We start from the raw sequence: 20762 nt of genomic DNA, 5'->3' as shown, positions 1-20762 counted from the left end.
TCCGCATTCAGTTGATAAACATAACCGCAAGGCCTGCCGTGCCCTGGTGGTTATTTCTTCTTTTTCGGGGCGATGACCATAATAAGCTGGCGTCCTTCCATCTTAGGATGCTGCTCCACGGCGCCGTATTCGAGCAGGTCAGCTTCAACCCGCTTCAACAGCTCCATGCCCAGCTCCTGGTGGGCCATCTCACGGCCGCGGAATCGCAAAGATACCTTGGCCCTGTCCCCATCACTCAGGAAACGTACCAGGTTGCGCAGTTTTACCTGGTAATCCCCTTCCTCCGTCCCTGGACGAAACTTGATTTCTTTAACCTGGATCTGCTTCTGGTTTTTCTTGGCAGCGGCAACCTGTTTCTTCTTCTCGAAGATCGATTTGCCGTAGTCCATCAGCTTGCAGACAGGTGGTACTGCATCGGCGGAAATCTCCACCAGATCCAGTTTGGCCTCTTCAGCCTTAAGAAGCGCGTCTTCAATTGACACAATCCCAAGCTGTTCACCCTCAGCCCCAATTAAACGAACCTCACGTGCCGAGATATTCTCGTTGATCGGGGCCTTCGGTGCAGCTCGTTTATCTTGTCTCATTTCACGCTTAATAGTAATTACTCCGAATCATGGCGACCACGCCGGGAAACCGCTTGTGCGAGGAACTCAGCGAATTGGGCGACCGGCATCGAGCCAAGGTCAGCACCTTCACGTGTACGCACAGCGACAGTTTGCATTTCGACTTCCCGATCTCCGATAACCAAAAGATAAGGAACCTTGAGCAAAGTATGCTCGCGGATTTTAAAGCCGATCTTTTCATTTCTCAAGTCGGACTTGGCACGAAACCCGCTTTCAGACAGAGTTTTTTCTACTTCAAGGGCAAAATCTGCCTGTTTGTCAGTGATATTCATGATCACTGCTTGAGTAGGAGCCAGCCAGGCTGGAAATGCACCTTCGTAATGCTCGATCAAAATCCCGATGAAACGCTCGAAGGATCCGAGAATTGCACGGTGCAACATGACCGGATGCTTGCGATCGTTGTTTTCCGAGACGTACTCGGCACCCAACCGGATAGGCAGGTTGAAATCGAGCTGCAATGTACCGCATTGCCATACACGACCGAGACAATCTTTCAACGAAAATTCGATTTTCGGACCGTAGAACGCACCTTCGCCCGGTTGCAGGTCGTAAGGCAAACCCGCGCTGTCCAGTGCTGCGGCCAATGCGCTTTCGGCGCGATCCCACAAATCATCGGAACCGACACGCTTTTCAGGGCGAGTCGAGAGCTTGAGTTCGATGTCCTTGAAGCCGAAATCCGCGTAGACATCCAGGGTCAGCTTAATGAAGGCTGCCGATTCTGCCTGCATTTGCTCTTCAGTACAGAAGATGTGGGCATCGTCCTGTGTGAAGGCGCGCACGCGCATGATGCCGTGCAACGCGCCGGACGGCTCGTTACGGTGGCAGGCACCAAACTCGGCCAGACGCAGCGGCAACTCGCGGTAGCTCTTCAGGCCCTGATTGAACACCTGCACGTGGCATGGGCAGTTCATCGGCTTGATCGCGTAATCGCGGTTTTCGGACTCAGTGGTGAACATGTTCTCGGCGTAGTTGGCCCAGTGCCCGGATTTCTCCCACAGAGAGCGATCAACCACCTGCGGCGTCTTGATCTCCAGATAGCCATTCTCGCGCTGCACTTTGCGCATGTACTGCTCGAGCACTTGATACAGCGTCCAGCCCTGCGGGTGCCAGAAGACCATGCCCGGCGCTTCTTCCTGGGTATGGAACAGGCCCAGACGCTTGCCGATCTTGCGGTGATCGCGTTTTTCGGCTTCTTCGATGCGCTGGATATAAGCCGCCAGTTGTTTCTTGTCAGCCCACGCAGTGCCATACACACGTTGCAGCTGCTCGTTCTTCGCGTCGCCGCGCCAGTAGGCGCCGGACAGCTTGGTCAGCTTGAACGACTTGAGGAAACGAGTGTTCGGCACGTGCGGGCCGCGACACATGTCGACGTATTCTTCGTGATAGTACAGGCCCATGGTCTGCTGCTCGGGCATGTCTTCGACCAGTCGCAGCTTGTAGTCTTCGTGACGGGCGGAGAACACCTCGATCACTTCGGCACGCGGCGTGACCTTCTTGATGACGTCGTAGTCTTTTTCGATCAATTGCTGCATGCGCTGCTCGATCGCCGCCATGTCATCAGGCGTGAACGGGCGCTCGTAGGCAATATCGTAATAGAAGCCGTCATCGATGACCGGGCCGATCACCATTCTGGCGGTCGGGTACAGCTGCTTGACTGCGTGGCCGACAAGGTGAGCGCAGGAGTGGCGGATAATTTCCAGGCCTTCCTGATCCTTGGGCGTGATGATTTGCAGCGTTGCGTCGTTTTCGATCAGATCACTGGCGTCGACCAGCTGACCGTTAACCTTGCCGGCAACGGTGGCCTTGGCAAGACCTGCGCCAATTGAGAGCGCAACCTCGGCTACGGAAACCGGGTGATCGAAAGAACGTTGACTGCCATCGGGAAGAGTAATGGTGGGCATGGCGCCTCCTCTCCTAGTGGTGACCCCTACCAAAGGTCACGTGGGTTGGGATGAGCCAGTAATTGATCCGGTGGTGTGCCTGCCTCACAGTGGCAGGAGCCGTTTCGGGCGACCTTGAACCGAACCAGATGACTGGATTGGACTTGAAAAATGGACCTGTTCAGGCCGGACAATCATTCAATTGTCACCGACCAGCGAATCTACAGGACGCGCATCCTAACACAGCTGGGCAAAATGACATGCACGGGCGCAGAAATGAATTCCATGAAGGCGCCTGCGTCAATGGATTTGCATGTCGCGCTGAACTGGTGCCTCTGATCGCCGTCAGATGGTCGGAGAGCCCGCACGAGTCTCTACCGTCCCTATAAAGGAGAACGTCATGAAGCTGTTACCCATTCTGGCCCTGCTCGCCCCTGTTGCCTTGGCCTTTCCAATGAGTGCCCAGGCGGCGATGGATAAGGAAACCCGGAGCACGTTCATCACACAATGCGAAGCGACTGCCGGACAGAAGCTGGATGCCAAGTCGGCCGCCACACATTGCAAATGCGGCGCCGATCAGGTCGACAAGAATTTCAATGACAAGCAGATCGCTCAACTCAAGGACACAACCAAGGCGCCGGATCCGGAACTGACCGCCAAGCTGCAGAACGTCATTGCGAAAAACTGCGTTCAGACAAAAAAATAAAATTATTTTGTCGATGCGGCGAGTATGCAATGGCACAGCTGTTCAGTACCGGCTGACTCGGCTGAACCCCGCGTGGGTCGTGGCGTGTACGGGTAGTCAGAGAGCCACCGAGGCACCTTGCAAGCCTCGTTTTCAGGACGCTATAAACGCCTAATGCCGTTCATATTTGCGACTAGTACTCAATCTTCTTACCGAAATGACTCCACATTCCCACAATTGGACTATGATAGCCCGGTGTGCCCAGTTGGCCTGAGCAGCACGTACTACTGAAAAATTATGTTCTTGGAGATACACCATGTCTAATCGCCAAACCGGCACCGTCAAATGGTTCAACGATGAAAAAGGCTTCGGCTTTATCACTCCACAGGGTGGCGGTGACGACCTGTTCGTACACTTCAAAGCTATCGAAAGCGACGGTTTCAAAAGCCTGAAAGAAGGCCAGACCGTTTCGTTCGTGGCAGAGAAAGGCCAAAAGGGCATGCAAGCAGCTCAGGTTCGCGCGGAGTAATCCACGCGATCAAAAAAACCCGTCTCGCTAGACGGGTTTTTTTATGGGCGCAATTCCTGCGAAATCAGCCGCAGTTGACCCGAGCGACCTTACCGCCCGCCTCAGTATTGAGATTGACCCGGTCAGAGCGGTATTCCAGGGTGACCATGTCGTTGGGACCGATGAAGCGTGCGTCTTGCGCACCGGCCTTGCTCTTGGCTTGAGCCAACAACGCAGCAGAGGCCTGCTGGCCAATGGCGAACTGGGCAGCGGCGGCATCACAGCGAGTACCCGCCGCTGCGGCAACCGGCGCGGAAGGACTTGATTCAGATGAGTTTGATTCAGGATTGCTGCTGCAACCTGCCAGCAACGATGCAGCGACAACCAAACCCAGTGATGCGGACTTCCACGGCATACAGCCTCCTTTGACAATAAACGTAACCAGAACCCTTGCGACAGCATGACTACACGATGGTTGCATTATGCAGGTCAGGCGATTCGCAGGTTCCAGGACTTCAAAGAGGCGAAGTGTGCCCGAGGGTTTTCAAACAGGCGCAGGCAAATCGTCACTAAATATTAGTAGACGTCTACATAATCTAAACGCGGATCGGCCCAGTTATCCTTCAGGGCGTTGTAGATCTGCATGACCCACACGCCATCACTGGCCGGGGTTGCACCTACGCAGCCGGAACCTGCAGACCACGTTTCCAGGCGAAACAACAACCCGTCAATGTTCGCTCCGCCTACCGCATCGGTGGAAAGCCAGGCCATGCCGTTTTTGCTGACGCGCAGCTGGTTGTGCACAGCGTCGTCGCCCGACGCGATCATCTGGCGTACCGCATCGAGGGTGAAGCTGGCGGGATCTGTGAGGTTGATTGGCACGGCATCTGTCCTTGGCTATTTGCCGGAAGTTTGCCACGGCCCGGACCTCATGCCTAAGTAGCAGTGCCAAAAAACGCCGAAAATGTTTAACTGCGCGCACGGTTGTCCGTCTTACCAGCAAGAGACGGCGCTCCGGCTCTGAATTTCAAAGAAGACGAGACAGTAATGGCAGTCGTTTCCATCGATGCGGATATCAAGGCCAAATGGCCGCAAGGACAATGCTCACACAGCCCAGGCAGCCCGGAAGAACTGGCGATCATTGCCATTGATTTGCTGGTCAAGGAACTGGGCACCGAGGGTGCCCAGGCTTTCATAGGTCAGGTGCTGGGCCGCTACCCGGTTCAGCCATAACCTGCCAATAAGCGTTCTGGTCAGCCAGGGCTTATTTCAATCGGGCAAGCCGGCTGGTCAGCAGATCGAAAAAGCCCTGTGCATCGCCGTTTTCGATCCAGAACACATTCTTGTCGTGTCCGAGCGTGTCATACCAGTCGGCCACCGTCTGACCGAAACCGATGCCTTCACGGCTGTCGACCGCGACGTTGATCTGTTTGCCGGTGAACAGCTCCGGCTTGAGCAACCACGCAATCACGCTGGCATCATGCACCGGTCCACCCGGCAAACCGTAATGGACCATGTCCGCCTTGACGTACTCATTGAGAATGTCGCCCACCAGCTTCCCGGCCTGATTATTCAGGGCCGCGATCTGCGCCAGGCGCGGTTCGCTGGTGAGAATCCTGTGGGTGACGTCCAGCGGTAGATAGGTCAGCTTCACGCCACTGGCGAGCACGACCTGCGCCGCATGCGGGTCGGCGAACAGATTGAATTCCGCGACCGGCGTGATGTTACCGCCGTTGAAATGCGCCCCGCCCATGACCACGACTTCCTTGATGCCCTGGGTAATTTCAGGCGATTGAACCAGCGCCAGAGCCAGATTAGTCTGCGGACCGAGCATCGCCACGGTAATGCTGTGGGGCTTGGCCTTGGTCAGGGTCTCGATCAGATACTCAACGGCGTTGCCCTGGGCCAGGCCTTGCTTGGGCTCATGCACTGCAACGCCGGGCAAACCTTCCTGACCGTGGATGTTCTCGGCGTAGATCGGCGTGCGAACCATAGGTTTGGAGGCCCCGGCATAGACCGGCACCTCTTCGCGCCCTGCCCACTCCCGAGCCAGCCGGGCGTTGCGTGAGGTCTTGTCGATTCGAACGTTGCCCGCCACCGTGGTTATCGCCAGGACGTTCAATTCTTCGGGCGATGCCAACGCCAGCAGCAACGCCACAACATCGTCGGCGCCGGGATCGGTGTCGATGATCAGATCGCGTTTTTCGACTGCATGAACGGCGGTTGCGCTGAGAAAAGACACAAGCAATAGACTCCGAACCAGCTGTTTGATGAGACACAGATACTGCATGAGAAACTCCCTGTTTCCGGTTTAGTGTTTTCAAAAAAAGCCGCCGGTCAAAAGACCACGCCGGCGACCAAAGCGATATTGCTGTACGGCTGACATTCCCCCGTGCGCACGATGGCCCGGGCAGTACGACTCAGTTCCTTCAACGCCTCATGACTCATCAGGCGCTGCTCGCCCAATTCTCCATCCAGGCTCAAGCCTTCAATCACACTCAGCGCCGGAGGTTGCACGCGGAGCATTTCTTCGGCCAGCACATGGCTTTCAACCTGCATTTCCGAGAGCACGGTATCGAGCACGCTGACGAAGTCAGGCACACCACGGGTCAGGGCCAGGTCAATCAGCTCCACACCTGCGGGAACCGGCATGCCGGCGTCGACAATCATCAGGATGTCGCCGTGCCCCAGGGAAGCGATGACCCGGGACAATGCAATATTGAGTAAAGGTGTCTTTTTCATGCGGGCTTGAACCCCTGAACTTCGCGGGATGTTGGAATCGATGGCTGCGCCCCGGCGCGCGTTACGGAAAGCGCGGCCGCGGTCTGGCCAAATCGTATGGCGTCGTCCTCATTGCTGCCCTGTGCCAATGCAGCGGCGAAACCGCCCACGAAGGTATCGCCGGCAGCGGTGGTATCCACGGCAACGACTGCAGGTGCCGGATAATGCCGAACGCCTTGGGCGCTAGCGAACAGCGAGCCCTGCTCACCCAGGGTAATGATGACCTTGGCCGCACCCGCCGAAAGCAACGCGTTGGCAGCCGTTTCTGCGGAGCTCAGCGAGTCCACCGTTATGCCGGTAAGGATCGCCGCCTCGCTTTCGTTGGGGATCAGGTAATCAATCAGTGGATACCATTGCGGCGGTAGCGGTGCCACAGCCGGCGCAGGATTGAGGATGACCGTCTTGCCCAGCTCCCGGGCACGCATCAGCGTATGGCAGACGGTTTCCATGGGCACTTCGAGCTGACAGACGACCACATCAGCAGCCGTCAGTAACGCATCGAAGCGAGTCACGACCTTGGGCGTCAACAGCCCATTGCCGCCTGCCACGATGATGATTGCGTTCTGGCTGCTTGCGTCGACCACGATCGAGGCGATTCCCGTCGACACGTCAGCTATCGTTGTCACCGCTTGGCAATCAATCTGCTCTGCAACCAGCGCCGCACGCAGTTGCTCACCGTAGGCATCGTCGCCCACGCAACCGATCATTGCCACACGAGCGCCGAGACGAGCTGCGGCCACTGCCTGGTTGGCGCCCTTGCCGCCCGGCACTGTTGCGAACGATTCACCCGCCAGGGTTTCACCGGCCCTGGGCAAACGGCGAGCGCGGGTCACCAGATCCATGTTCAAGCTGCCCACTACCACTACTTTTCCTGACATGACGTCTGCACTCTTTTTTCCGGTCATTACGCCGAATCAGCGTAACTCATTGAATACGTTGGTGGGTGGCGCGGTGGACTCACGCACCACAATGCTCGGCGCCACGATCACCTGCTGCACGTCGCCGCCGCAAGGTTCGGTGATGCGCCGCAACAACAATTGCGCCGCAGTCTCGCCCAGTTGCAGGATCGACTGCCCCACGGTGGTCAGCGCCGGGTACACGAACTGGCTCATCTGGATATCATCAAAGCCCACCACTGACAGATCCCGTGGTACGCGAATGTTGCGCTCGGCGGCAGCGCGCAGCACGCCGATACCAATCATGTCGTTACCGGCAAAGATGGCGCTGGGCGGATCGCGTTCCAGCAAAGTCACGGCAGCCTGATAACCGCCAGGGCTGGTGTAGTCGCTCTCCACGACCCAGTGCCCGGCTGTTTCGATCCCGGCTTCCTGCATCGCGCGTCGGTAACCGGCCAGTCGCAGCTGAGCAACGCTGGTTTGCGCTGGCCCTCGGATACAGGCGATGTGACGGTGACCAAGGTCGAGCAAATGCCGCGTCGCCAGGTAAGCGCCCAGCTCATGATCGATTCGCACCAGATCTGCTGCGACGCCTTCCAGCTCGCGGTCGACAATCACCAGCGGCGTACGCACTCCGGCGAGGCCGCCCGCCAGCCAGGTGTCGCCGCCCACCGAGGAGACGATCAAACCATCGACACGCTTCTCCAGCAGCACCCGAAGGTAGCCCCGTTGTTTTTCCGGGTTGTCGTCGGAGTTGCACAGGATCACGCAGAAACCATTGCGCTCGCAGTAATCCTCAATGCCCCGGGCCAGTTCGGCGAAATACGGATTGATACCGTTGGGAATCAACAAGCCGATGGTGGAGGTGGTTTTTGCCTTGAGCGAGCGGGCGACGGCGCTGGGCACGTAATCCAACTGCGCAATCGCCGCCTCGACCTTGATCCGCACCTGCTCGCTGACCGGTCGGGTTTTGTTCAGCACATGGGAAACTGTCGTGTAGGAAATCCCTGCCAGCGCCGCTACATCCTTGATGGTTGCCATGTCAGATCTGCCGCCGGGCGCGGTTGCTGCGATAAGTGTCCAGCACCACCGCAACCACGATCACCGCACCGGTAATGATGCGTTTGGTCGGTTCGGTCGCGCCGATCTGAGCCAGGCCGGCCGCCAGCACCGAAATGATCAACACCCCGAAGAAGGTACTGATCACCGAACCTCGACCACCCATGAGGCTGGTACCGCCGATCACCACCGCAGCGATGACTTGTAACTCCAGGCCGGAACCCGCATTAGGATCAGCCGCTTCAAGCCGGGAGATCTGGAACAGCGCCGCGACCCCGGCCAACAGGCCCATCAGGGAAAACACCAGAATCTTGTACGGTTTGGGATTGATCCCCGCCAGACGCACCGCCTCTTCGTTGGTGCCGATCCCGATCAGGTAACGGCCAAACACTGTACGAGTCAATACGGCTTGAGCGACGAAGATCACCAGCAGGGCAATGATGAACGATGGCGAAATGCCAAACGCGATGGGGTTGGACAGCCACGCGAACGAATCACCGATGTAGGCCGTGCGCGAATTAGTCATCTGATACGCAACGCCCCGCGCCATCTCCAGCACGCCCAGCGATACGATAAAAGAGGGGATGCGCCAGGCGACCGTGATCGAGCCGGTGATCGTCCCCGCCAGCGTTGCGCAGGCCATGCCGAGCAAGGCCGCTGGAAATACACTCCAGCCCCAGCCCAGTATCGCCACGCTGACCGCCGATGCAGCCAGTGCCAACACCGAACCCACCGACAAGTCGATGCCGCCGATGATCAACACAAACGTCATGCCAACCGCCAACACCATCAGGTCCGGAATCTGGTTGGCCAGCGTGCTGAAGGTCTCATACGACAGAAAGTGATCGCTGAGCAGGGAAAACAAGACTGTCATTGCCAGCAAAGCGCCAGCCAGGCCCAGGTAAGTGCCCAGGCCGAAAAAGTTACCGCTGCGCTTGCCCGGCGACGGCAAGGCCTGGGAAGTGGTGGAAGTTTTCATGAGTCATTCCTGGGCGCGGCTTCGGTGAGCAGCGCATCACGTTTCTGGTAACCGGCAAAGGCGGCGGCAAGCAGTTCATCCTGGGTCCAGGAATCGCGCTCGAAGGTGTCGATCAAACGTCCGGCAGACAACACGCCGATGCGATCACAGATCAGCATCAGCTCGCGCAAATCGCTGGACACCACCACCAGCGCCCTGCCCTGACGAGTCAATTCGCCCAGCAGTGCATAGATATCGAATTTGGCGCCGACATCAATGCCACGGGTCGGCTCGTCAAACAGCATGATGCTGCAATCGCGCTCCAGCCAACGGCCGATCACCACCTTTTGCTGGTTGCCGCCGGACAGCTGGGAGACCAACTGGGTCGGGCTTGAACTGCGGATACGCATGGCATCGATCTGGCGTTGGGCGAGTGCCATTTCTTCGCGCCCGTTGACCAGCCCGCCGTGTGAGATGGCGTCCATGTTGCCCAGCGCAATGTTGGCGCTGATGGATTGCGAAAGCAGCAGCCCTTCGCCTTTGCGGTCTTCGGTAATCAGCGCAATACCTTGCCGGACGGCATCGACCGGGGAGCGAATCGTAACGGCTCGTGGCGGACTGCCCAGCTCAATGCTGCCGCTGTCAGCCGGATCGGCGCCGTAGATCAGGCGCAATAGCTCGGTACGACCGGCACCAATCAGCCCGGAGATACCAAAAATCTCGCCGCTGCGCACCTGGAACGAAACGTCCTGCACCTTGCCGGCACGGCTCAGGCCTTTGACCTTCAGCGCGACTTCGCCAATCTGTCGCGGCCCCAGATCAATCTGTTCGCCCAGCTCGCGACCCACCATCAAGGTCACCAGCTGCTCACTGTTGTAACTCGATATCGGCTCGACACAGACCAGCTTGCCGTCGCGCAGCACTGCGATGCGCTGGGCGACCCTGGCCAGCTCTTCCAGACGATGGGAGATGTAGATGATCGACACGCCCCGCGCCTGCAAGCGAGTGATCTGTTCGAACAACATCTCGACTTCGCGGGCAGTAAGCATGGCGGTTGGCTCATCGAGGATCAGCACATGGCAGTCGCCAATCAGATTGCGCGCGATCTCCACCATTTGCTGATGACCGATGCCCAGCTCACTGACCAGCGTATCCGGATCAATGGCTTCCAGTCCGACCTGAGCCATAGCCTTGAGCGCGTCTGCGCGCAGGCCCTTGCGATTGATCCAGCCCGCACGGCGCGGCAGATTATCCAGAAACAGGTTCTCGGCCACCGACAGGGTCGGCAGCAGATTCAGTTCCTGCATCACCATGCGGATACCGAGTTTTTCAGCTTGGGTGCGACTCAGCGGCTGATAGGGCTGCCCCTGAAACTGCATCGTCCCGGTGGTAGGAATTTCCAGGCCACCGATGATTTTCGACAGGGTGCTTTTACCCGCGCCGTTTTCGCCGGTCAGGGCCAGCACTTCGCCGCGCACCAGCGTCAGGTCAATGTCGCCCAGCACAGGCTGAGCGTAGGTTTTACCGATACCTGTAACGGATAGAACAGCGGCTTGAGGGGATGCCGACATAAAGCTCTCCATGCACCTGCCCTGGTCGGGCAGATGCAGTTGTTCGGCAAGGATTACGGCTTGGTGACCAGTTCAACCGGCGTTTCGATCACGCCGTTGGCGCTGTCGACTTTCTCACCCTTGAGCATCTTCAGAGCAGTCTCGATGCCGAAGATAGCCTGTTTGGCGGCAAACTGATCGGCGGTCGCCAGTACGCGACCATCCTTGAGCATGGGCTTGATGGCGTTGATATTGTCATAGCCCACCACCTGGACCTTGCCTGCCTTGCCAGCGGCACGAACGGCAGCAACAGCGCCCAACGCCATGCTGTCGTTACCTGCCAGCAAGGCTTTCAGATTCGGGTATTCAGTGAGCATCGCTGCGGCGATCTTATTGCCCCCGCCGATTTCCCAGTTGCCAGACTGCGTGGAAACCACCTTCATCTGCGCAGCGTCCATCGCATCCTTGAAGCCTGCGGTGCGCTGCTGGGCGTTGGTGGTGGTCGACACACCTTCGATGATGCCGACCTCATCGCCAGCGGTCAGCTGTTTGGCCAGGTACTCGCCCACCAGACGTGAGCCCTTGCGGTTGTCAGGACCGACAAACGGCACAGTGATGCCTTTGCTTTTCAGCACATCCGGGTCGAGCTGGTTATCGATGTTGACTACCGTGATCCCGGCGTCCTGCGCCTTCTTGATCACCGCGACCAGCGCTTTGGAATCGGCCGGAGCAATGACCAGCGCATTGACCTTGGAACTGATCATCTGCTCGACAATACGGATCTGACTGGCAGTGTCCGACTCGTCCTTGATGCCGTTGGAAATCAGGTCGAAATCACTGGAGTGCTCTTTCTGATAAGCCTTGGCGCCATCTTCCATGGTCAGGAAGAATTCGTTGGCGAGGGATTTCATCACCAGCGCGACTTTTGGTTTATCAGCGGCCTGGGCAATTTGAGCAGTGAGGGGCATGACAGCGGTAACGGCGGTCAGCATTGCAACAGCGAGGAGACGTCCAGCAAAGGGCAGCTTCATGGGTTCACTCCGATCTTATGATTATTGTGTCGGGCAAGGTTACGAAGTAATGGATGCATCACTGCGCAAACGTTTGCGAGAAACGAACTATGAGAACCGGCCTAAATTTTGTCAACCCTGAAAACGGCCGCTCATACCGCAGCGGCCGGGAAAATACAGAAGAACATTGCAGCGGTTTTACGCAGTAGTGCTGATACCGCCAGACTTGGACATTTCCTTCACCAGCTGAGCAGAAACCTGCTGGATAGCACCGGTGATGGAAGATACCTGGCTCTGAAAGCCCATCACTGCGGTGGTCTTGGCTTCAGGTGTCGGATAGCTCGCGTTCTCGGCGGCCTGCATTTGCTGTTGGACTTTCTCCAGTTGCTGCTGCAACTCGGCCAGACGCTTGAGCAGATTGGCGGTCGCTGCGTTGACGCTCCCCGAGCCGCTGCTGCCGGAAGCACCAATTTCGTTCATGTCGACGTTGACATCGCCCTTTTCATCTCCCTCTTTATCATCGGCAGCAGCTTGAGTGGACGTCTGCGCGATCAGGGTTTGGGATGCCGTAGTAGCGGCCGCGACGGTCTGACCATTGATCAACAGGGAAGACGCTGGAAATCCGATCGAGAGTGACATGCTGATTCCTGGTGGGTGAGTACTGCCAGGTACATCGGCCGCAACCTCAAAGTCTTTACCCCGCTCAGACTCGATACAGAGCGATCGCGTGCCTGATCCTGATTCAACCAGGCACGCGCGACTCCTCAATCCTCCGGCTTGACCGTGGCAACCTCATCGGCGCGCACCTTGATCATCTTTCCAGAGATGTCCTCGAACTCATAGAAACCATCCTTGGTCTTGGTCTTCGGCGCGTCCTTGGTGATGTATTGAGTGCCATCCTGCAGTGTGACGACTGTCGGTGAAGAACAACCGGTCAACACGAAGCAGCCTGCCATCACTGCGGGCAAAACCCAATGTCTGATATTCATGTTCCCTCCTTGATTCGTTTACGACCGGACTAGGCAAATCTGCCTGCTGAGTTCATCAGATTAATTCAACGGACAATGGTTCGAATCTGCGGGTAATCCTTGGGAAAAATCGCCATGTCAGCACCATCACCCGCTTGATCCTACAAGAGAGTTGCGAAACAGCGCGCACTGAAATACTGTATGCACGTACAGCAAATCAGGAATCCTATTCGTGGCAAGACAACCTTCAGCAACTCCGGCGACTCCCAGCTCCTACGAACGCCTTGGTGTTCGGGTGCAGAAAATAATCAATTCACCTACTGCTCAAAAAGCCAAGGCCGCCCTGGTGTTTCGTCTGCCGGATGAAATCGAGGACGAGTGGAATCAGATGCTCGAAGAAATCGCCGAGAACGACAACGTTACACTCGCGTGGCGGGACGACGGCGGCGTGCAGATACTCTGGACCGTGCCGAAGGAAGACTGACGGCATGAGGGTTCGACTGTTTACCCTGCTCTGTACCACCCTGCTCCTTGCTGCTCCAGTCACCACTTACGCCGATGCGCCCCACACGTTCAGCCAGGCAAAGAAGATCGCTTGGGGACTTTATGCGCCGCAGTCGACCGAGTTCTATTGCGGCTGCAAATACAGTGGCAACAAAGTGGATATTGCCGGCTGCGGCTACGTCCCGCGCAAGAACGCCACTCGCGCCAAACGCATTGAATGGGAGCATATTGTCCCGGCGTGGCAGATCGGGCACTTACGTCAATGCTGGCAAAATGGCGGGCGTAAGAACTGCACGAAAAACGATGATATCTACAAGCAAGCCGAAGCCGACCTGCACAATCTGGTGCCAAGCATCGGCGAAGTAAACGGTGACCGAAATAATTTCAGCTTCGGCTGGCTACCGGTAAAAACCGGACAGTACGGTTCCTGCCTGACGCAAGTGGATTTCAAGGCGAAGAAGGTCATGCCACGCCCGTCGATACGCGGGATGATCGCCCGGACTTATTTCTACATGAGCAAGCAGTACAACCTGCGCCTCTCGCGTCAGGACCAGCAGCTTTACCAGGCCTGGAACAAGACTTATCCGGTTGAGGGCTGGGAACAGCAGCGCAACCAGCGCGTCGCCTGCGTCATGGGTCACGGCAATGAGTTCGTCGGCGCAGTGGATCTCAAGCGCTGCAGCTGAACCCGTACGAACCTGCGCTGAAAAAACAAAGGGCCCGACGCTGCGCCGCGTCGGGCCCTTTTGCTTGTGCAGGAACGCCGGTCAGGCGTTGTCTGCGGCATCCTCTTCAGACTGGATACGCGACGCCCGTTGGATCATTAACTGGGACGCATAGTCAGCGGCCAATTGAGCCGCATCGGCGGGCTCGATAGCACCACGAGTGATCAGCCCGGTCAGCGCCGAAGCGGCAAACATATCCCAGATATCCTGTTCATCATCCAGCAATGACATGTGTAGGCCCTCGTTTGATTTTGAAGCGGCACTGTATCACTCACGGCCACGCAGATCTTCGGCCAACCCAAACGAATAGACGCTGAAACGCTTAAGTCAATTTCATCCATCCAAGCGTATCGAAGACAAAGCTGGCCTATTGCCGCTGATCGGACGAAGGCTCAAATCAGTGCAAATCCGTGTAATTTTTCCTCCTGGGATTTTAAAAACGAACTACGTTTGGAGACCTGACCCGCAGTACGATTCATGGCCGCTTGGAGTTTATTGCACGCCTGTATCGATCTTGAAATGAAATGGCCACATCCAGAGCGAAATGGCAGCTCACCGTGGCAAGTACAACGGAAGTACCCATTTTTTTAAGATTATGAAGCCACTACCTCCACAGGCGGAAACGTTGATGACTGAGCAGACGGATTTCGAGATTCATTACCAGTTTCGCGGAGAGCCGCGCCACTTCAACCATCAGGCATGGCATCTGTGCGAGAGCGATGCCTTGCATTTCGCAACCCTGCACGCGGGCGTCTGGAGCGTCAGCGAGAACATCGCCGCAGGCCCGATCAGGCTCGCCATTCTTCAGGCCGAAGGCGTAGGCGTGACGGCCGTTCACTGGAAAAAAACGTTCTCGGGCACGCAGATCTAAACAAAATGGATTCGAGACTGTCCCAATACCAAGCAGCGCTCATTAACCAGCAACGCGAGGTAAGCATGACAATCGACAAAGCACTGGAAAAAGAAGTACTGACCCGACTCCTCCACGCTCATCCGAATGGCTTGGGCAAGGAAATCCTGGACAACTACAGGGGGGAGAACGCAGTTGCCGATACCCTTGAGTATCTCCAGCAAAACGGTTTGATCCATGATGGCAGCGTGGATGCCGCAGGCAAATCCGGACGTAACCTCAATTACCCGATCAAGCTCAGCTCTTCAGGTGTAAATACCGCGAAAAGTCTCGAAGCCTGACCCAGCTTGTTAAAAGACCCGACCTGTTACCAGGCCGGGTCTTTTTGTCTGCGGGCTTAAATGGCGGGATATTCGCCCGTGCCATCAGGCCATGGAGTCAGTAATTCAAACCCAGTGTCAGTCACGGCGACCATGTGCTCCCACTGGGCTGAAAGCGAGAGATCCCGGGTCAGCACCGTCCAGCCATCAGCAAGCACCTTGGTCCCCGATTTTCCGGCATTGATCATCGGCTCAATGGTGAAGACCATGCCCGGTTTGAGCTTCATGCCTTTGCCCTGCGCACCGTAATGGAGAACCTGCGGATCTTCGTGGTAATTACGGCCAATGCCGTGACCGCAATACTCCCGGACAACGCTGAAGCCTTCACGGTGCGCGACGGTTTGAATGGCATTGCCAATGTCGCCCAGGGTGGCGCCTGGACGGACAGCATGAATACCCGCGCGCGTCGCCTCGTATGTGGTTTGCACCAGTCGCTTTGCCAGAGGGCTGACTTCACCCACGAAATACATGCGGCTGGTATCGCCGAACCATCCGTCCTTGATGACCGCGACATCTATATTGATGATGTCGCCGTCCTTGAGGATATCCGACGCCGACGGGATGCCATGGCAGACCACTGCGTTAGGTGAAATGCAGGTCGTCTTGGTGAAACCGTGATAACCGACATTGGCCGGGATCACCTTCAGCTCTTTGACAATGTACTCATTGCAGATGTCATCCAGCGCCTCGGTACTGACACCGGCCTTGACGTAAGGACCGATCATCGCCAGCACATCGGCAGCAAGCCTGCCGGCAATACGCAGTTGAACCAGATCTTCTTCGGTCTTGATGCTGACTGCGCCACTCATCGCGAGGCCACCCTTGCGTGCTCGGTAATATCGGAAATATCGCAGGTTTGCGCGCTGAGCACGGTGCCGCCTGCGTGCTCGGCACGAATGAGCATCTGACAGATCTGGCTGTAATCCAGCGTTGGGTGCAATTCGGCCAGCATACCGATGCGCATCCAGTGTTCGGCCTGGGCGTTGATGGAACGGCTCAGCGCAGCACTGGCCGACCGGATATTGGCATGCATCTGCTCGGAAATTTTGACGAGACCCATGATTAACCTCAAATGGAATATACGAAGCATATATGTTTCGTATATCCAAAGGCAATACATAGGCCGTTGGTGCGAGGGGGTTATTCAGCGACTGGCAGGCATTCAGAGAGGGACTGCGCCAATTGACCAATGGCGTCCTGATCGACGAGGGTCAGGTTACGGTAATTAACGATGACCTCGCGCTCGGCATCATTAAGCGCTTCGGAACTCAACGGCGTGCGCCGCCCGGAAAGCAGATAGAGGATGTCCACTCCCTTGATTCCGAGCGCGGCAAGGTAGTCCGAACGCGGCGTTCGCTCGCCACTTTCATACTTCCCTTGCGCGTTTGCCTCTACACCACCGATGGCTGCAAACTGCTGCTGCGAAAGCCCAAGAGACTTCCGTTCTTCTTTCAATCGTGCGCCAAGGTTATTCATTAGGGTTTACCCGAAGCGAAATGTCATCCATTACCATACTCTCCATTTGCGTGGATCGTTGCCTTAATAGAGGGTCAAGTCCCACGATCTCGGTCTAGCGCGAAGGGAATACGGTGTTTGACGATATAACGCTACAGACCTGATCGACGTATTGTCAGGACGGCGTACAATGCGCAACTTGTCGCAAAAGTACAGAAGTAGTCGGAGACTCTATAGTGGTGACCTTCCTGCTGGGCTGGTGTGTGCTCTCTATTCTTGGCACCTTGCTGGCGCTTCAGCTGATCCGCAGTGGCAAAAGAAGCCACCGGGAACGCCGAGGCGACACAGATGTGCAGGCCGAATCCCGTTCACCTGCAACGAAATCCACCACCGGGTTTCCTCGCTGACTATTCGCCAACCAGGCTCGCATAGCGCTCGCCACCATACTGAGCGTTGGCAATGACCATCGAGACCGGCGACTGGCAAGCATTGAATTGACGCAATGCGCTAGCCAGGGCGAGAAAATCCTCGCGCTGCATTTCATGGATACCGCTCATTGCGATTGAGTGATCGGTGGTGACGTTTTCAAATTGCTCCAAGGACATGGCGAACCCCTTTTCTCGATATACTGTTTGAATATACAGTAGTTGCCTCGCAAGCGGAACGCAAGCAGGTGTACGACGAGCGGTCACTTCAACAGATGCCTTGCAGACATACCCTCCCCAACCGACGGCGAAAGCCAATCACATTCACCTAGGCGCAGGACGCTCAGGCTGTCTATAGAATCCGGGGCATACATAGGGGTGGTATTACATGCAGTGTGCCGCGTTAAGAGCCAGCAGTTCAGGCAAACAAGCCGAGCAACCCTGCGGTCAACAGCATCAGGCAATAACCAGGCAGCAATCGGCTAACGCTCAGGCGCGGTGACTCTTAAGCTGGACTCTTGCTTAAGAGCCACCCTGGAGGACAACTCATGAAAACCACATTGACCTTTTTTGCCGCATTGCTGGTCGCTGCCTTGAGCGCCAGCGCCCTGGCGATGCCTTGTGGGCAAAATCGCCAGGACGAGGAAGTGATTCCGGGCAACAGCCAGTTAGTGCGCCTGAATGTTGCCCAGGCTCGAACCGTCAGACTGTTGCCAGCGATCTAGACGGCCGCCAGTTGTTCAAGCCCCGCCCATTCAGCGCGGGATATTGCGATGCCTTGGGTCAGGGATTTGGCCCGCTCCGCATAACGGCGGTCACCGGGCATGCGCTCCTGGCCGACGCCGTGCATCTGCCTGACCAGCTCTTCACTGCGCTCGGCGAAATGTTGTCCGCTGCCCTTGTCTGGATCGATGACGATAAACAGCTGGCCCGTCCACGGGGTTTGGGCGCCAGGGTGTTTCGACCAGTCGAACTCGAAGGAAAAGTTGCCGCCGGTCAGGGCGGCGGCCAGCAGTTCGACCATCATCGACAATGCCGAGCCTTTGTAGCCACCGAATGGCAGCAGCGCGCCACCGTCGAGGATCGCCTTGGGATCTTGCGTCGGCTGACCGGCTCGATCGACGCCCATGCCGGCTGGCAACTGGCGCCCTTCCCTTGCAGCGATCTGCACGTCCCCATTGGCGATGGCGCTGGTGGCCAGGTCGAAAACAAGCGGATAACCGCCGGCGCGTGGCGCCGCGAAGGCTATCGGATTGGTGCCGAATAACGGCTTCTGTGCGCCATGCGGTACGACGCAGGTCATGCTGTTCACCACGCTCAAGGCCACCAGACCTTGAGCGGCAAACGGTTCGACGTCCGGCCATAATGCCGCGAAGTGGTGCGAGCTGCGGACCGCCAGAATGGCAATGCCAGCATTACGGGCTTTTTCAATCAACAAAGGCTGCGCGGCGGCCAGGGCCGGCTGGGCAAAACCATTGGCGGCATCAACGCGGATGAACGCGGCGCCGACGTCCTCGACCACCGGCACCGCCTTGCCATCCACCCAACCGCTGGCCAGTGACGACAGATAGCCAGGAATACGGAATATCCCGTGGCTGTGTGATCCATCGCGCTGGGCACTGGCGCAGTTGTGCGACAAGACCTGGGCAACTTCAGGCGACGTACCGTGCCGCAGGAATATCTGGCGCAACACCTCCGCCAGTTCGGTAAACGTGACGTGATGCAGGTCGAGACTGTCGCGAGGTACAGACATCTGAAGCTCCGGTGTCGTTATTGGAAGAGCAGGATTGATGAGGCGAACGTCGAGATTACTGCTCATCTTCAGGCAGGTAAACCGGACGCTCCGGCGAGGTCCAGACGTTTCTGGAAGAAAAATCGCTGATGACCCGGCGGATAATCAGCCAGTGTTCCGAACTCGGTAAAACCAAGACGGCGGTAGAACTCCGGCGCCTGGAAGTCGAAGGTGTCGAGCCAGATCCCGACACAATTTTTCTCCAGCGCCAGCTCCTCGGCCATTTTCATCAAGCGCGACCCGAGTCCCTGCCCGCGCGCCTGCTCCGGCACAGCCAGCAGTTCGATGAACATCCACCGATAAAGCAATTTGCCGGACAGCCCGCCGAGCACTTCATTGCTGCTGTCGTCGCGCACCAACAGTGCGAATTTTTCCGCGCCGGCATCTCCGGCCTGGGAAACGTTATAAGCACGCAGCGGCGTGAGGATCGCCAGGCATTCCTGTTCTGTGGGGTTCAAGGTCGTTTCGATACTGAGGCTCATTCGTTGCTCCTTCAAAAAATGATGACGACAGGCAGCCTAGGCGGCTCGGCAGTCCAAGTAAATAGCCTCGCCGAGCTATGCGGGAATGGGAATCGTGCTCTGTTACGGGAAAAAGCTGTAGGACATTGATATTCAAACGCCATGCCTGTTCTCGTCGACTCCTGCGCGGAGGTAGAATGCAGGCATTACCGGAGTGCCAATGAGCGATCCCATTTTTAGCGAAGCCGAATACGATGCCATCACCGATGCCGCTGCGCATTGGTGCATGCGTCTGCACGCCAGCGATTGCACCGTCCAGGAACGCCAGGCGTTCGAGCAGTGGCTGCACGCGCATCCGCTGCATGCCGTCGAATACGAGGCGGTGCTGGAGATCTGGGATGTCTCCGAGCAGATCACGCCGGTCAATCCTGCGCCGGTATCGGGCAAGGTTGAGATGCTCGATGTCACCCGGATGCGCACCGCCCCTCGCTGGCGCGCCTATGCCGCAGCAGCGGCCGTTGCGCTGCTGGCGCTACCAACGGTGGGTTATATCGGTTGGAGCCAGGGCTGGCTGCCCAATGCTTACGACTCTTACCAGGCATACGACACGACTCGTTTGATTACCTTGGCCGATGGCAGTCGAGTGGAGTTGAATCTGGGTACCGAACTGACCTTCGCCAATTACAAAGACCGTCGCAGCGTGACGCTGAACAAGGGCGAAGCGTTCTTTGAGGTTAGCCATGACCGCCAGCATCCGTTCGTGGTAAAGGCAGGCGCAGGCAGCGTTACCGTGACCGGCACCCGCTTCAATGTCTGGATGTATCAGGATCAGGTCAAAGTGATGTTGGTTGACGGCTCGGTCCAGGTCACCAGCAATGCCTCACAACCGGGCATCGGCACGCACCTGGATCCCGGTATGCAGGCCAGCTACAAAACCGGCGACTTTCAGCCGCAGATCAGCGAAACCTATGCCAACGACACCAGCCTGGCCTGGCGCAGTGGCAAGCTGGTGATCAACAACCTGCCGTTGCATCAGGCCTTGCCGCTGATCAATCGCTATCTGCCCCAGCCCATCCTGCTGGCGGACAGCGCCACGGGTGCAATCCGACTCGGCGGCAGTTACAACACCGGCGACATGGCCAGCCTGCTGGCGTCCCTGCCCAAGGTCTTGCCGGTGTTCCTGACCCACAATTCCCAAGGCAACCCGGTCATCAACAAACGACCCGCCGGGATGCCCAAAGGCTAGGCGCTT

The 20762-nt window shown here is 57.3% G+C and carries 29 protein-coding genes; 9 read left to right on the top strand and 20 right to left on the bottom strand.

Going from position 1 to position 20762, the window contains the following annotated elements:
• Positions 1–50: 50 nt before the first annotated feature.
• Together infC and thrS are read right to left on the bottom strand one after the other, a co-directional pair.
• On the bottom strand, positions 51–602 hold the full coding sequence (infC, locus tag AFK24_RS09535) for a translation initiation factor IF-3 (protein WP_170826312.1): 552 nt from the start codon (positions 600–602) through the stop codon (positions 51–53).
• The gene (gene thrS / locus AFK24_RS09530; RefSeq protein ID WP_065833007.1) at positions 602–2524 is read right to left on the bottom strand and encodes a threonine--tRNA ligase; all 1923 of its coding nucleotides are present in this window, start codon (positions 2522–2524) and stop codon (positions 602–604) included. The genes infC and thrS overlap by 1 nt, the downstream gene beginning before the upstream one ends.
• 379 nt (positions 2525–2903) lie before the next feature.
• On the opposite strand from thrS, the gene AFK24_RS09525 reads away from it, so the two are divergent.
• Together AFK24_RS09525 and AFK24_RS09520 are read left to right on the top strand one after the other, a co-directional pair.
• On the top strand, positions 2904–3209 hold the full coding sequence (locus AFK24_RS09525) for a hypothetical protein (protein ID WP_065833006.1): 306 nt from the start codon (positions 2904–2906) through the stop codon (positions 3207–3209).
• 295 nt (positions 3210–3504) lie between these two features.
• A complete protein-coding gene (locus AFK24_RS09520; RefSeq protein ID WP_007905882.1) occupies positions 3505–3717 on the top strand; it encodes a cold-shock protein in 213 nt (70 codons plus the stop codon).
• 64 nt (positions 3718–3781) lie between these two features.
• Here the strand turns inward: AFK24_RS09520 and AFK24_RS09515 are convergent, their stop codons facing one another.
• Positions 3782–4111 (bottom strand): I78 family peptidase inhibitor, encoded by a 330-nt coding sequence (locus AFK24_RS09515; RefSeq protein ID WP_065833005.1) that lies wholly within the window; start codon positions 4109–4111, stop codon positions 3782–3784.
• A gap of 161 nt (positions 4112–4272) precedes the next feature.
• Positions 4273–4578: a hypothetical protein gene (locus AFK24_RS09510; protein WP_065833004.1), complete on the bottom strand. Its 306-nt coding sequence runs from the start codon at positions 4576–4578 to the stop codon at positions 4273–4275.
• Positions 4579–4743: 165 nt separating this feature from the next.
• Between AFK24_RS09510 and AFK24_RS09505 the strand changes: the two genes are divergently transcribed.
• On the top strand, positions 4744–4929 hold the full coding sequence (locus tag AFK24_RS09505; protein ID WP_065833003.1) for a hypothetical protein: 186 nt from the start codon (positions 4744–4746) through the stop codon (positions 4927–4929).
• A 31-nt stretch (positions 4930–4960) separates the two neighbouring features.
• On the opposite strand, the gene AFK24_RS09500 is transcribed toward AFK24_RS09505, so the two are convergent.
• The 9 genes from AFK24_RS09500 to AFK24_RS09460 all read right to left on the bottom strand — a co-directional run bounded on the left by AFK24_RS09500 (position 4961) and on the right by AFK24_RS09460 (position 12939).
• Positions 4961–5986, bottom strand: a complete 1026-nt coding sequence (locus AFK24_RS09500; protein ID WP_065833002.1) for a nucleoside hydrolase — start codon at positions 5984–5986, stop codon at positions 4961–4963.
• A 47-nt stretch (positions 5987–6033) separates the two neighbouring features.
• Positions 6034–6438: a D-ribose pyranase gene (rbsD, locus tag AFK24_RS09495; protein WP_065833001.1), complete on the bottom strand. Its 405-nt coding sequence runs from the start codon at positions 6436–6438 to the stop codon at positions 6034–6036.
• Entirely contained in the window at positions 6435–7355 is a 921-nt protein-coding gene (gene rbsK / locus AFK24_RS09490; RefSeq protein WP_065833000.1) for a ribokinase, read from the bottom strand. The genes rbsD and rbsK overlap by 4 nt, the downstream gene beginning before the upstream one ends.
• Positions 7356–7391: 36 nt before the next feature.
• Positions 7392–8414, bottom strand: coding sequence for a LacI family DNA-binding transcriptional regulator (locus tag AFK24_RS09485; protein WP_065832999.1), 1023 nt, complete (start codon positions 8412–8414; stop codon positions 7392–7394).
• Position 8415: 1 nt separating this feature from the next.
• Positions 8416–9411 (bottom strand): ABC transporter permease, encoded by a 996-nt coding sequence (locus AFK24_RS09480; protein ID WP_065832998.1) that lies wholly within the window; start codon positions 9409–9411, stop codon positions 8416–8418.
• Positions 9408–10961 carry a sugar ABC transporter ATP-binding protein gene (locus tag AFK24_RS09475; protein ID WP_065832997.1) on the bottom strand — a complete coding sequence of 518 codons (1554 nt, stop codon included), beginning with the start codon at positions 10959–10961 and terminating at the stop codon, positions 9408–9410. The genes AFK24_RS09480 and AFK24_RS09475 overlap by 4 nt, the downstream gene beginning before the upstream one ends.
• 53 nt (positions 10962–11014) lie before the next feature.
• The gene (locus AFK24_RS09470; protein WP_065832996.1) at positions 11015–11971 is read right to left on the bottom strand and encodes a sugar ABC transporter substrate-binding protein; all 957 of its coding nucleotides are present in this window, start codon (positions 11969–11971) and stop codon (positions 11015–11017) included.
• Positions 11972–12148: 177 nt separating this feature from the next.
• Positions 12149–12589 carry a hypothetical protein gene (locus tag AFK24_RS09465; RefSeq protein ID WP_065832995.1) on the bottom strand — a complete coding sequence of 147 codons (441 nt, stop codon included), beginning with the start codon at positions 12587–12589 and terminating at the stop codon, positions 12149–12151.
• Positions 12590–12714: 125 nt separating this feature from the next.
• Positions 12715–12939: a YgdI/YgdR family lipoprotein gene (locus tag AFK24_RS09460; protein ID WP_065832994.1), complete on the bottom strand. Its 225-nt coding sequence runs from the start codon at positions 12937–12939 to the stop codon at positions 12715–12717.
• Between the two features lie 211 nt (positions 12940–13150).
• Here AFK24_RS09460 and AFK24_RS09455 point away from each other — a divergent pair, with 211 nt between their 5' ends.
• Both AFK24_RS09455 and AFK24_RS09450 read left to right on the top strand, forming a co-directional pair.
• Complete coding sequence (locus AFK24_RS09455) at positions 13151–13402, top strand: DUF1654 domain-containing protein (protein ID WP_065832993.1); 252 nt, start codon at positions 13151–13153, stop codon at positions 13400–13402.
• Between the two features lie 4 nt (positions 13403–13406).
• A complete protein-coding gene (locus AFK24_RS09450; RefSeq protein ID WP_065832992.1) occupies positions 13407–14108 on the top strand; it encodes an endonuclease in 702 nt (233 codons plus the stop codon).
• Between the two features lie 81 nt (positions 14109–14189).
• Here AFK24_RS09450 and AFK24_RS09445 read toward each other — a convergent pair whose 3' ends face one another.
• The gene (locus tag AFK24_RS09445) at positions 14190–14378 is read right to left on the bottom strand and encodes a hypothetical protein (protein ID WP_065832991.1); all 189 of its coding nucleotides are present in this window, start codon (positions 14376–14378) and stop codon (positions 14190–14192) included.
• Between the two features lie 397 nt (positions 14379–14775).
• Here AFK24_RS09445 and AFK24_RS09440 point away from each other — a divergent pair, with 397 nt between their 5' ends.
• Together AFK24_RS09440 and AFK24_RS09435 are read left to right on the top strand one after the other, a co-directional pair.
• Complete coding sequence (locus AFK24_RS09440) at positions 14776–15018, top strand: DUF6555 family protein (protein WP_065832990.1); 243 nt, start codon at positions 14776–14778, stop codon at positions 15016–15018.
• Between the two features lie 65 nt (positions 15019–15083).
• Positions 15084–15338 carry a hypothetical protein gene (locus tag AFK24_RS09435; protein WP_044901231.1) on the top strand — a complete coding sequence of 85 codons (255 nt, stop codon included), beginning with the start codon at positions 15084–15086 and terminating at the stop codon, positions 15336–15338.
• 56 nt (positions 15339–15394) lie between these two features.
• Here the strand turns inward: AFK24_RS09435 and map are convergent, their stop codons facing one another.
• The 4 genes from map to AFK24_RS09415 form a co-directional block, all read right to left on the bottom strand.
• On the bottom strand, positions 15395–16186 hold the full coding sequence (gene map / locus AFK24_RS09430; RefSeq protein ID WP_065832989.1) for a type I methionyl aminopeptidase: 792 nt from the start codon (positions 16184–16186) through the stop codon (positions 15395–15397).
• Entirely contained in the window at positions 16183–16437 is a 255-nt protein-coding gene (locus tag AFK24_RS09425; protein ID WP_065832988.1) for a ParD-like family protein, read from the bottom strand. Before AFK24_RS09425 ends, map begins: the two co-directional genes overlap by 4 nt.
• An 80-nt stretch (positions 16438–16517) precedes the next feature.
• On the bottom strand, positions 16518–16853 hold the full coding sequence (locus AFK24_RS09420; protein ID WP_065832987.1) for a helix-turn-helix domain-containing protein: 336 nt from the start codon (positions 16851–16853) through the stop codon (positions 16518–16520).
• Positions 16854–17239: 386 nt separating this feature from the next.
• On the bottom strand, positions 17240–17437 hold the full coding sequence (locus tag AFK24_RS09415; protein WP_065832986.1) for a hypothetical protein: 198 nt from the start codon (positions 17435–17437) through the stop codon (positions 17240–17242).
• 368 nt (positions 17438–17805) lie between these two features.
• Here AFK24_RS09415 and AFK24_RS31175 point away from each other — a divergent pair, with 368 nt between their 5' ends.
• Positions 17806–17982 (top strand): hypothetical protein, encoded by a 177-nt coding sequence (locus AFK24_RS31175; RefSeq protein ID WP_170826310.1) that lies wholly within the window; start codon positions 17806–17808, stop codon positions 17980–17982.
• Here the strand turns inward: AFK24_RS31175 and AFK24_RS09410 are convergent.
• Together AFK24_RS09410 and AFK24_RS09405 are read right to left on the bottom strand one after the other, a co-directional pair.
• Positions 17979–19010 (bottom strand): Ldh family oxidoreductase, encoded by a 1032-nt coding sequence (locus AFK24_RS09410; protein ID WP_065832985.1) that lies wholly within the window; start codon positions 19008–19010, stop codon positions 17979–17981. The genes AFK24_RS31175 and AFK24_RS09410 overlap by 4 nt on opposite strands.
• Before the next feature lie 68 nt (positions 19011–19078).
• Positions 19079–19531, bottom strand: coding sequence for a GNAT family N-acetyltransferase (locus AFK24_RS09405; RefSeq protein ID WP_065832984.1), 453 nt, complete (start codon positions 19529–19531; stop codon positions 19079–19081).
• Positions 19532–19730: 199 nt separating this feature from the next.
• Here AFK24_RS09405 and AFK24_RS09400 point away from each other — a divergent pair, with 199 nt between their 5' ends.
• The gene (locus tag AFK24_RS09400; protein WP_065832983.1) at positions 19731–20756 is read left to right on the top strand and encodes a FecR family protein; all 1026 of its coding nucleotides are present in this window, start codon (positions 19731–19733) and stop codon (positions 20754–20756) included.
• Positions 20757–20762: the final 6 nt, after the last annotated feature.

Origin of the sequence: Pseudomonas syringae (assembly GCF_001698815.1) — a bacterium.
Taxonomy (GTDB): Bacteria; Pseudomonadota; Gammaproteobacteria; order Pseudomonadales; family Pseudomonadaceae; genus Aquipseudomonas; species Aquipseudomonas syringae_A.
Note: the sequence above shows the minus strand (reverse complement) of the source record. Positions and strands in the feature narration are given on the sequence as shown.

Coding starts and splice junctions, on each gene's coding strand:
- AFK24_RS09400 (WP_065832983.1), top strand. CDS start 19,731: ATGAGCGATCCCATTTTTAGCGAAGCCGAATACGATGCCATCACCGAT.
- map (WP_065832989.1), bottom strand. CDS start 16,186: ATGAGTGGCGCAGTCAGCATCAAGACCGAAGAAGATCTGGTTCAACTG.
- rbsD (WP_065833001.1), bottom strand. CDS start 6,438: ATGAAAAAGACACCTTTACTCAATATTGCATTGTCCCGGGTCATCGCT.
- AFK24_RS09410 (WP_065832985.1), bottom strand. CDS start 19,010: ATGTCTGTACCTCGCGACAGTCTCGACCTGCATCACGTCACGTTTACC.
- AFK24_RS31175 (WP_170826310.1), top strand. CDS start 17,806: ATGAAAACCACATTGACCTTTTTTGCCGCATTGCTGGTCGCTGCCTTG.
- AFK24_RS09485 (WP_065832999.1), bottom strand. CDS start 8,414: ATGGCAACCATCAAGGATGTAGCGGCGCTGGCAGGGATTTCCTACACG.
- AFK24_RS09405 (WP_065832984.1), bottom strand. CDS start 19,531: ATGAGCCTCAGTATCGAAACGACCTTGAACCCCACAGAACAGGAATGC.
- AFK24_RS09420 (WP_065832987.1), bottom strand. CDS start 16,853: ATGAATAACCTTGGCGCACGATTGAAAGAAGAACGGAAGTCTCTTGGG.
- AFK24_RS09475 (WP_065832997.1), bottom strand. CDS start 10,961: ATGTCGGCATCCCCTCAAGCCGCTGTTCTATCCGTTACAGGTATCGGT.
- rbsK (WP_065833000.1), bottom strand. CDS start 7,355: ATGTCAGGAAAAGTAGTGGTAGTGGGCAGCTTGAACATGGATCTGGTG.
- AFK24_RS09505 (WP_065833003.1), top strand. CDS start 4,744: ATGGCAGTCGTTTCCATCGATGCGGATATCAAGGCCAAATGGCCGCAA.
- AFK24_RS09525 (WP_065833006.1), top strand. CDS start 2,904: ATGAAGCTGTTACCCATTCTGGCCCTGCTCGCCCCTGTTGCCTTGGCC.
- AFK24_RS09435 (WP_044901231.1), top strand. CDS start 15,084: ATGACAATCGACAAAGCACTGGAAAAAGAAGTACTGACCCGACTCCTC.
- AFK24_RS09465 (WP_065832995.1), bottom strand. CDS start 12,589: ATGTCACTCTCGATCGGATTTCCAGCGTCTTCCCTGTTGATCAATGGT.
- AFK24_RS09480 (WP_065832998.1), bottom strand. CDS start 9,411: ATGAAAACTTCCACCACTTCCCAGGCCTTGCCGTCGCCGGGCAAGCGC.
- AFK24_RS09460 (WP_065832994.1), bottom strand. CDS start 12,939: ATGAATATCAGACATTGGGTTTTGCCCGCAGTGATGGCAGGCTGCTTC.
- thrS (WP_065833007.1), bottom strand. CDS start 2,524: ATGCCCACCATTACTCTTCCCGATGGCAGTCAACGTTCTTTCGATCAC.
- AFK24_RS09445 (WP_065832991.1), bottom strand. CDS start 14,378: ATGTCATTGCTGGATGATGAACAGGATATCTGGGATATGTTTGCCGCT.
- AFK24_RS09450 (WP_065832992.1), top strand. CDS start 13,407: ATGAGGGTTCGACTGTTTACCCTGCTCTGTACCACCCTGCTCCTTGCT.
- AFK24_RS09415 (WP_065832986.1), bottom strand. CDS start 17,437: ATGTCCTTGGAGCAATTTGAAAACGTCACCACCGATCACTCAATCGCA.
- AFK24_RS09440 (WP_065832990.1), top strand. CDS start 14,776: ATGACTGAGCAGACGGATTTCGAGATTCATTACCAGTTTCGCGGAGAG.
- AFK24_RS09515 (WP_065833005.1), bottom strand. CDS start 4,111: ATGCCGTGGAAGTCCGCATCACTGGGTTTGGTTGTCGCTGCATCGTTG.
- AFK24_RS09470 (WP_065832996.1), bottom strand. CDS start 11,971: ATGAAGCTGCCCTTTGCTGGACGTCTCCTCGCTGTTGCAATGCTGACC.
- AFK24_RS09520 (WP_007905882.1), top strand. CDS start 3,505: ATGTCTAATCGCCAAACCGGCACCGTCAAATGGTTCAACGATGAAAAA.
- AFK24_RS09425 (WP_065832988.1), bottom strand. CDS start 16,437: ATGGGTCTCGTCAAAATTTCCGAGCAGATGCATGCCAATATCCGGTCG.
- AFK24_RS09500 (WP_065833002.1), bottom strand. CDS start 5,986: ATGCAGTATCTGTGTCTCATCAAACAGCTGGTTCGGAGTCTATTGCTT.